The sequence below is a fragment of the Bacillus nitratireducens genome, from assembly GCF_036320425.1.
Taxonomy (GTDB): domain Bacteria; phylum Bacillota; class Bacilli; order Bacillales; family Bacillaceae_G; genus Bacillus_A; species Bacillus_A nitratireducens.
In genome coordinates this window covers 25,429-34,306 of sequence record NZ_JAUMJO010000017.1, presented here as the reverse complement: position 1 = coordinate 34,306, position 8,878 = coordinate 25,429, and the positions used below count along the sequence as shown (strand labels likewise).

The following is an 8,878-nucleotide window of genomic DNA, read 5'->3' as shown; positions in this document are numbered from 1 at the left end:
CAGCTGCATTCGGAAAATTCGCAGAGGGTACAAAAGTCTTTCAGGTAGCCGCGAAAAATAGTAAAATAGTTGGTAAGTTGGAAGAAGTAACGGCATTAATGAATAAGTTGCCGGATAGTATCGTGGAGAAGATTAAAAATATTGAGATCCCGAATTTATTCCCTGAACCTGTGCTAGCAGGTGGAGGGAATATAGGAGAAAGAAAGACACTTGGAGAGTTATTTTCTGCTGGAACTGAGGGTACGGTAAATAGGACAGTAAATGGTACTGGTGGAGCAAGTGGCGTTAAAACATTAGTTGGAGCAGGAGAACATTTTACAAACGGAAGAAAAAATAGATTAAAGCCTGATATTAGGTATAAAACAGGAGAGTTTGACTATTTTTATGAAACCGATAGTCTTGGAAGAATTGAAAAATTTGAAACAGATAAGCTACAATTAACTGAAAGAGAGAAGAGATTATCACATAGTAAAAATACACTAGGAAAAGTAAAGGGAGAAGATAATGCGGGGCACGTAGCAGGTGATAGATTTGGTGGTTCACCTAAACTTGATAATTTAGTTTCTCAATTAGAGAAAGTTAACAAAAGTATATATAAGAGAATAGAAAATCAATGGGCAACAGCGTTAGAAGAAGGGAAGCATGTCAAAGTAAATGTTGAAATTAAATATGATGGAGTTAATTTACGACCATCAGAATTTAATATACAATACGAAATAGATGGAAAATATTTTGAGCGTGATATTTTAAATTCAAAAGGAGATTATGATGAATAAAGTATTTGAAGATTATTTTAGTGAATTACAGGCAGATATGGTTTCTATATGTTTAGAATACGTAGAGGATAGAGCAAATAAAATATATATTTATTGCTCTTTTGAAGATAATGTTATAGCAAGTGACTATTTCTATAATATAAATGGAGAAATAGTAGAGCGCCATAAAATAAATGACATTATAAGTAGTAATGAAGAAAAATATGATACCTCTATAGAACGACAAAAAGGTGTTGTTAGAATATTAAATAATGACATGAAGAATATGATTAGGCTATGTAAAGAATATAAAAGAGAAATGCCAACAGAAATGAAATTAGTATATGATGTATTAAAAACTAGCTTGAAAGCAGAATATAAATATGATTTGGTATATTCTAATGATCCAATTAAAGAAGCAGATGATATAGCTATGGAATGGTTTAATGAGTTAAAAAAAGGAAATTAGATATTATTTAAAAAGTAAAGGATGCTTAATTCAAGAGTATAAAGTCTTGAATAGCATCTTTTTATTTTTTTGTTACTAGGGGTTTGAAAATGTTAGTCTATTTGAATAGTATAGTTAATTTGAGTCAATATCGTGGACACAAAAAAGTTAAATCTAAGCGATTTCTTTAACCAAATTTTTTATTGCTTGAGAAGTTTTATAACGGGTGTTAATATAGCTTCGCTTACAGTTATAAAATCTCTCAATGTATTGCAATAATGCTAGAGTTGCTTGCTTAAACGTGACATATTGTGTGAAGTGTACTTCTTTTTTAGAATGGCGTGAAACGACTTGATACAAGTGTTATCATACGGACACTTCCTCTTTGAAATCTATTGTAAAAGGTAAGAACTTCATGAAATTGCGTCCATATAATCATACGAATATACATGAACTTAAAACGCTTGATTGTCTACAATAGACGATGAGTGATTTTTTGCGTTTTAGCATAGAAATGATATATTATATTTTTATAAATTCATGAAGTGATTTATAGATTATAATGGCTATGTATAAAGTAAGACCGTAGTAGAGAAATATTATAAAAAGTGTCAAAGCAACAACCAACCATGGATTAGTAGCAAAATTGCAATTGGTAAGCAAGACTCTTCAGTTCTAAAGAATTAATCTAAGGAGTGAAAAAGTAGTATGAGAGAATTTGAAGATAAATTTAGTGAATTGCAAGCAGATATGATATCTATATGTATGGAATATATTGAGGATAGAGCAGATAAATTATATGTTTATGCTTCTTGTGAAGGAAATATTATTTCGAGTAAGTTCTTTTATTTAATTAACAATAAGTACGTAAAATGTCATAAAGTGAATGATGTATTGAAGGATGGAGACGAAAGATACGATGTGTCTCCGAACAGAATGCTCATGGTTTTGAACATAATAAATGAAGATATTGAAAAAGTAGAAGCATTATGTAAAGAATATGAGAGAGAGATGCCGACCGAGATGAAATTAATCTATAATGTTCAAAGCGGCAACTTTAAAGCTGAATACAATTATGATTTGGTATATACGAATGATGATGTTAAAACAGCGAATCATATTGCTGATGAGTGGTTTGAAGAAGTGAAAAATAATAACCTTTAAAAGGTTTACAGTAATAGTTATATCTAAGTTGAATGGATAACTCATGGTGGTTGTACCATCATGGGGTACTATATGCAATTCTAGAATAGAAAACGAAGTACGAGATTAAGCGAGATGACATTTTAAGCACATGGAATGTATATGAAACTAATGAACTCGTACAAACTCGTAAGTTTTAACGTAGTAGTTGTTATGGCATATAAAAGGTGTCATACTTTCATTATAAAACTTACAAATGTAATATTACTTAAAAACATATGAACTTAAAGCACTTGATTGTCAACTAAAGACAACAAGTGCTTTTTATTTTGAGATTATAACATAGGGTACGGGTAAAAGTAGTGCTGAAGTAAGTGAAGTTAAAACATTAGTGGACAAAGGAAACATTTTACAAACGGAAGAAAAAATAGGTTAAAACCGAATATTAGGTATAAAACAGGGGAGTACGACTATTTTTATGAAACCGATAGTCTTGGAAGAATTGAAAAATTTGAAACAGATAAGCTAGAATTAACTGAAAGAGAAAAGAGATTATCACATAGTAAAAATACACCCGGTAAAGTAAAAGGGCAAGACCATGCAGGGCTTTTAGCAGGTGATAGATTTGGAGGATCACCTAAAATTGATAATTTGGTTTCGCAATTATCTGATGTTAATTTGAAGCAATATAAGAAGATTGAAGAAGAATGGGCTGCAGCTTTGAAAGCAGAACCCCCTAAAGAAGTAACAGTTAATGTTGATATAATTTACTCTGGAAGCGATATGCGTCCTGACAAATTTAAAGTGCTGTATACCATTGATGGTAAAAGAAACCTTAGAGTTCTTGAAAATTAATTTAAGGAGTGAAAAAGTAATATGAAAGAATTTGAAGATAAGTTTAGTGAATTACAAGCAGATATGATATCCATATGTATGGAATATGTTGAAAATAGGGCTGATAAAGTGTATGTTTATGCTTCACGTGAAGAAGGAGTTACTGCAAGCGACTTTTTTTATTTGATTAATAATAAGTACGTAGAGCCTCATAAATTGAATGATGCGTTGGAAAATGGGGATGAAAGATATGATACATCAGCAGAACGAAATTTTATGGTACTAGATATCCTGAGTGAGGATATCGGAAAAATTAAAGCATTGTGCCAAGAATATAAAAGAGATATGCCTACTGAGATGAAATTAATATATGATGTTAAGAGTGGCAAGTTTAAAGCTGAGTATAAGTATGATTTAGTATATACAAATGACGATGTTAAAACGGCTGGGCATATTGCTAATGAGTGGTTTGAGGAAGTGAAAAATAATAACCTTTAAAAGGTTTACAGTAATAGTTATATCTAAGTTGAATGGATAACTCATGGTGGTTGTACCATCATGGGGTACTATGTGTAATGATAGAATAGAAAACGAGGTTCGAGATTAGGTAAGATGACGAATTACTAGGCGATGAATATAAACGGATGGAATGAACATAAAACCAACGAACTCGTACAAACTCGTAAGTTTTAATGCAATACTTGTCCCGATATATATAAGGTGTCATACTGTTACTACAAGACTTACAAAATTAACAATACTTAAAAACAAATGAACTTAAAGCACTTGATTGTCTATGATAGGCAACAAGTGCTTTTTTAATTGATTGGTATGCTTTAACTTCATAAATAGTTGGTAAGTTGGAAGAAGTAGCGACATTCATGAATAAGTTGCCGGGTAGTATGAAGAATGTCGTGGAGGAGATTAAAAATATTGAGATCCCGAATTTATTCCATGAACCTTCCCTAGCAGGCATTGGGAATGGAGGAGAAAGAAACGTACTTGGTGGATAGTTATTTTCTGTTGCTAAGAGTGAAACTAAGGGGCAAGCGCAAAATGCGAACCGGTTATCTGGGGAGAAACTTCCTGCAGAGGGGGTTACTGGAGCTGATAGGTTAAAGCAGCTCAATTTGCAAAATTCTAGAGAAAAAATGATAACTGACTTAGATAATTTTAGAAAAAATTTACTCAAAGGTGGAAATGCAAAGAATATAAGCAAAATTTGTGCTATTGTTGATACGGAAAATCCATCTTTGAAAGGTATTGCAGGTAGTGGGAATTGGAAGTATAATCCAACTGTAATTGATCATAGAGGGATTGATCCTAGAGAATTTTGTAAAACACCTGAAGATTACACTAAGTATTATAGAAGTCTATTATCGGAAGAGTATATAGATAGTTTACCTGATAGCTTTTTTATCGGGAAAAATAAAGAGTTTATAAGGGAAGATATGGCTAAATTAAGAGCGAGCATTGATAGGGTTAAGGATGAGGCAACAAAAGATAAGGAGTTTAACGATTTTGACGAACCAAGTTTTGAAGAGGAGTGGAATGTTGATAATTGTGCAGAAGTTTGGAGCGCAAGAGATGCAATATTAAAAGGCGCAAGATATGATAATTTTATCGTTAGAACGGAAAACTTATCAGGTGGATTTGCTAAACCTTGTGAGAATTGTAGAAGAACGTTTTTTGATTTCTATAATATTGATAAGTAGGAGGAATGAAAATGGAAATATCAAATAAGACAATAGAAGAATTAAAAAAAGCGGGATGGTACGAGGGGAGAAAAATAGACATATCAGAAAATGTAAAGTTTCTTGAAGAAAGAGGCTTTGAAGTTTTTGAAAGTGCAAAAAAGTTTATGGAGGAGTTTGGAGAACTACGAATCAATGTTGAAAAGATTCGACCAAATGGATCTAAGAAAATATCTGAACATACCACTTGCATTAAGGAAGTGATAGGTGTGTTAGATAGTTCGTGTTTTGGTTTAGAGGATTATATTGATGAGAAAGTTATTCCTGTAGGTTCACTAAATGATTTCGGGCTAAATTTATATATATCAGAATCAGGAAGACTATTTAAATCAATAGGATGGGTAGGAGATAATATTATGGAGGCATTGGATAATATTATTCTTGCAAAAGGAACAATGATTTGGGGTAAATTTAAAGGGTAATAATAATTTTCTAATGAAAAATTATGTCCTAACCTACTCACTGCATAATTGTAATTAAGCAGTGAGTAGGTGGAAGAGTAATAGATAAAAATTAAAAAGTGATTTTAAGTTGATGGAACTGAAAACTAGTTTTAAAATATCTTGTCACTTAATCATCTTTTGCTCTAAATGAAAGATGTAGAGAAAAGAAAAAATAAATTTATATTATAACTAAGAATAGAACCAATGTCTCTAATGGAAGGAGCGTTGGTTCTATTTTTATGCAAAGAAGTTGGAGGATTAATAATAATGTATCTGAATGTAGAAAGAAAAACAGACATGACCATATACAAACGTAAAACTAGTTAGAGAAAATCTGGATTCAAGGCTGCAGCCAGCAGGAGCTTTTGATGCATCTGTAGCAAATAATCAGTGGTTTGAGAAAAAAACAGCACCGTTTTTTGAAAACTTGAATTTGAAGAGTGGTTCGAAGGATTTAGAATTAAAAGAATTTACTAAGGGTACGGGTAAAGGTAGTGCTGGAGTAAGTGAAGTTAAAACATTAGTGGACAAAGAAAAACAGTTTACAAACGGTAGGAAAAATAGGTTGAAACCGAATGTTAGGTATAAAACAGGGGAATACGACTATTTTTATGAAGCAGATAACCTTGGAAGAATTGAAAAATTTGAAACAGATAAGCTACAATTAACTGAAAGAGAGCAGAGATTATCACATAGTAAAAATACACCCGGTAAAGTAAAAGGACAAGACCATGCAGGGCATTTAGCAGATGATAGATTTGGAGGATCACCTAAAATTGATAATTTGGTTTCGCAATTATCTGATGTTAATTTGAAGCAATATAAGAAGATTGAAGAAGAAGGGGCTGTAGCTTTGAAAGCAGAACCCCCTAAAGAAGTAAAAGTTAATGTTGATATAATTTACTCTGGAAGCGATATGCGTCCTGACAAATTTAAAGTTCTGTATACCATTGATGGTAAAAGCAACCTTAGAGTTCTTGAAAATTAATTTAAGGAGCGAAAAAGTAATATGAAAGAATTTGAAGATAGATTTAGTGAATTGCAAGCCGATATGATAGCTATATGTATGGAATTTGTTGAAGATAGAGCCGATAAAGTATATGTTTATGCTTCACGTGAAGAAGGTATTACTTCAGGTAGATTCTTTTATTTAATTAATAATAAGTATGTAGAGCCTCATAAAGTGAATGATGCATTGGAGAATGGGGATGAAAGATATGATGTATCTCCAAAACGAGGGTTTACGGTATTGCGTATAATATGTGAAGACATCAAAAAAATAAAAGAATTGTGCAAAGAATATGAACGAGATATGCCAACAGAGATGAAATTAATATATGATGTTAAGAGTGGCGAGTTTAAAGCTGAGTATAAGTATGATTTAGTATATACAAATGACGATGTTAAAACGGCTGGGCATATTGCTGATGAGTGGTTTGAGGAAGTGAAAAATAATAACCTTTAAAAGGTTCACAGTAATAGTTATATCTAAGTCGAATTAATAACTTATGATGGTTGTACCATCATAGAGTACTATGTGCAATTCTAGAATAGAAAACGAAGTACAAGCTTAGGCGAGATAATATTTTATTGTGCGGCGGGTACAAAGACATGGAGTGTATAGTAAACTAACGAACTCGTAAGTTCTAACGTATTACTTGTCATGACATATGAAGGGTTTCATACTGTTACTAGATAAATTACAAAGTTATGCTACATAAAACCAGTTGAATTTCAAGCACTTGATTGTCGATTAAAGACAACAAGTGCTTTTTTATTAATAGGGGACCTATAGCTTCATAAAAGTATTTTTTATAAATTAAGGAAAATACAAATTGCTAGTATAATTGAAATTAAAATAGTAAAAACAGCAGACAACGTATCCGCCACCTTTAAAGGTGTAGAAATATTACCAGACGGGACAGAACGAACTTCAGCGGAAAAGTAAAAAAGCCATGATATATAGTTGGTAAGTTGGAAGAAGTAACGGCATTAATGAATAAGTTGCCGAGTAGTATGAAGAATGTCGCGGAGAAGATTAAAAATATTGAGATCCCGAATTTATTCCCTGAACCTTCGCTAGCAAGTGGAGGGAAAGTCGGAGGATCAAACTAGTCCTGACTTTAGGAGCAAGATGATTACAAGAGAAAAACAGCTTGAAAGAATATTGCAAAAACAAATTGATGATTTTAACAAAGAATAATATAAAATAATATTAAAAAGGATGGGAAAAAAATGAGTTCTAAGTTAGATATATTAAGAGAGTATAATGAAGATATTCAACTGATTAACGTAAATGAATTTAAGAATATAAACTCATCTTTAATTCCTGATTTATGGGTGGAAGTATTTAGTGAACATGATAGAGAAAAGAGAATCAAGAAAATTTTAAGTATATGGAAAAAATATGTAGATAATAATTTATCTAATACCATTGCTTACTTATCAGAATACCTTGAGGATATTGAACTGATGGTAAGTGAGGACACCTATTCAATCTTGTATACAATAAAAAATCAAGGCGGAGAAGATTTATATTATGAAGGAAGAAATCCTAAAGATAGTTTTAATAATGAGGAATTAGAATCTTCATGGAGAGAAATTCCTGAATCTATTAGGGACTTTTACGAAAATGTTCATAATGGATTTTATGATTACACAAGTGAATCGATGGGATTGATGCCATTAGAAGCTATAACTTACTTTGGGGATGATGACTTAGAGTGGGGGATTATAGATGAATTGGAAGAACCTATACGGATTAATTTAAAAACATCTTTTGGATTCTTTAGTAATGGTATAGGGAGCTACATAGCTATAGATTATGAAAATTGTAAGAATAACAATGCTACTTTTTGGTCAGCTAAGAGTCAGCCTAAATATAATGTTCATTTTTGGAATTTTGTAGATGAATGGATTGTTATCGGTTTTGAATAAAAGGTTTTTAAAATTTTGATACAAAGTCTATAAACTTAAAGAGATTTTTAGGTTTAGAAAACAAAAAGGCCAGGAATTATTCGTGGCCTTCCTTTTTGGTTACTTGCGTTTTTACATTTTCAATTTCACTTTCAAGATACTCGAAGTTTTGCATTACTTTATTCTCTAAGCTAGCATAACTAAATTGAACTTTTTTAAGGGTAGTAGCAATACCTTCTAATTGTTCTGTATTCTTTTCTAAGTTTATGAACAATTCTCTTTCTCGTCTATCTGAACGTTTGCGTTCTTCTACTAGTAGTTTGTAATGAATACCTCTTTCTTCTTTCATGTTTTTGGTTAAGGAACTAACCTGCTCTTTATGACTATCACTAACGCTTCGAACATACCCCATAACTTTAACAGACATGAAAATAACAAAGATCATAATAACGCAAAGTAGAGCCATGAAAGGTTTATCGCCATGAGTGAATTGATCGATTCATTTTGATAAGATTTTACCTCTTCTGGTGTCGTGCAGCGACAATGAAATGAACCCAAAAAGTTAAAAGAGAATTATAATTTTAT

12 protein-coding genes are annotated in these 8,878 nt (G+C 31.7%); 11 read left to right on the top strand and 1 reads right to left on the bottom strand.

Translation table 11 applies throughout. The features are described from left to right. From Q3V31_RS29470 to Q3V31_RS29415, 11 genes are all read left to right on the top strand, one after another. Nucleotides 1-776 (top strand): DNA/RNA non-specific endonuclease (locus Q3V31_RS29470; RefSeq protein WP_329767634.1); only part of this gene is annotated, 776 nt, incomplete at its 5' end. Then, nucleotides 769-1,224: a DUF600 domain-containing protein gene (locus Q3V31_RS29465; RefSeq protein ID WP_070140257.1), complete on the top strand. Its 456-nt coding sequence runs from the start codon at nucleotides 769-771 to the stop codon at nucleotides 1,222-1,224. The genes Q3V31_RS29470 and Q3V31_RS29465, both read left to right, overlap by 8 nt. 687 nt (nucleotides 1,225-1,911) lie before the next feature. Then, nucleotides 1,912-2,367 (top strand): immunity protein YezG family protein, encoded by a 456-nt coding sequence (locus Q3V31_RS29460; RefSeq protein ID WP_070140256.1) that lies wholly within the window; start codon nucleotides 1,912-1,914, stop codon nucleotides 2,365-2,367. Between the two features lie 366 nt (nucleotides 2,368-2,733). Continuing rightward, nucleotides 2,734-3,201, top strand: coding sequence for a DNA/RNA non-specific endonuclease (locus tag Q3V31_RS29450; RefSeq protein ID WP_329767635.1), 468 nt, complete (start codon nucleotides 2,734-2,736; stop codon nucleotides 3,199-3,201). A gap of 21 nt (nucleotides 3,202-3,222) precedes the next feature. Next, nucleotides 3,223-3,678, top strand: a complete 456-nt coding sequence (locus tag Q3V31_RS29445; protein ID WP_329767633.1) for an immunity protein YezG family protein — start codon at nucleotides 3,223-3,225, stop codon at nucleotides 3,676-3,678. 383 nt (nucleotides 3,679-4,061) lie between these two features. Next, nucleotides 4,062-4,193: a hypothetical protein gene (locus Q3V31_RS29440; RefSeq protein ID WP_257150148.1), complete on the top strand. Its 132-nt coding sequence runs from the start codon at nucleotides 4,062-4,064 to the stop codon at nucleotides 4,191-4,193. 117 nt (nucleotides 4,194-4,310) lie between these two features. After that, a complete protein-coding gene (locus Q3V31_RS29435) occupies nucleotides 4,311-4,895 on the top strand; it encodes an NAD+--asparagine ADP-ribosyltransferase (protein ID WP_329767632.1) in 585 nt (194 codons plus the stop codon). Nucleotides 4,896-4,906: 11 nt separating this feature from the next. Further along, nucleotides 4,907-5,356, top strand: coding sequence for an SUKH-3 domain-containing protein (locus tag Q3V31_RS29430; RefSeq protein WP_044440978.1), 450 nt, complete (start codon nucleotides 4,907-4,909; stop codon nucleotides 5,354-5,356). Nucleotides 5,357-5,810: 454 nt separating this feature from the next. Then, nucleotides 5,811-6,365, top strand: coding sequence for a DNA/RNA non-specific endonuclease (locus Q3V31_RS29425; RefSeq protein ID WP_329767631.1), 555 nt, complete (start codon nucleotides 5,811-5,813; stop codon nucleotides 6,363-6,365). A 21-nt stretch (nucleotides 6,366-6,386) separates the two neighbouring features. Then, a complete protein-coding gene (locus Q3V31_RS29420) occupies nucleotides 6,387-6,842 on the top strand; it encodes an immunity protein YezG family protein (RefSeq protein WP_329767630.1) in 456 nt (151 codons plus the stop codon). A 770-nt stretch (nucleotides 6,843-7,612) separates the two neighbouring features. Continuing rightward, nucleotides 7,613-8,314: an SMI1/KNR4 family protein gene (locus Q3V31_RS29415; RefSeq protein ID WP_098218913.1), complete on the top strand. Its 702-nt coding sequence runs from the start codon at nucleotides 7,613-7,615 to the stop codon at nucleotides 8,312-8,314. Nucleotides 8,315-8,390: 76 nt separating this feature from the next. Here Q3V31_RS29415 and Q3V31_RS29410 read toward each other — a convergent pair whose 3' ends face one another. Then, on the bottom strand, nucleotides 8,391-8,759 hold the full coding sequence (locus Q3V31_RS29410) for a hypothetical protein (protein WP_098218912.1): 369 nt from the start codon (nucleotides 8,757-8,759) through the stop codon (nucleotides 8,391-8,393). Nucleotides 8,760-8,878: the final 119 nt, after the last annotated feature.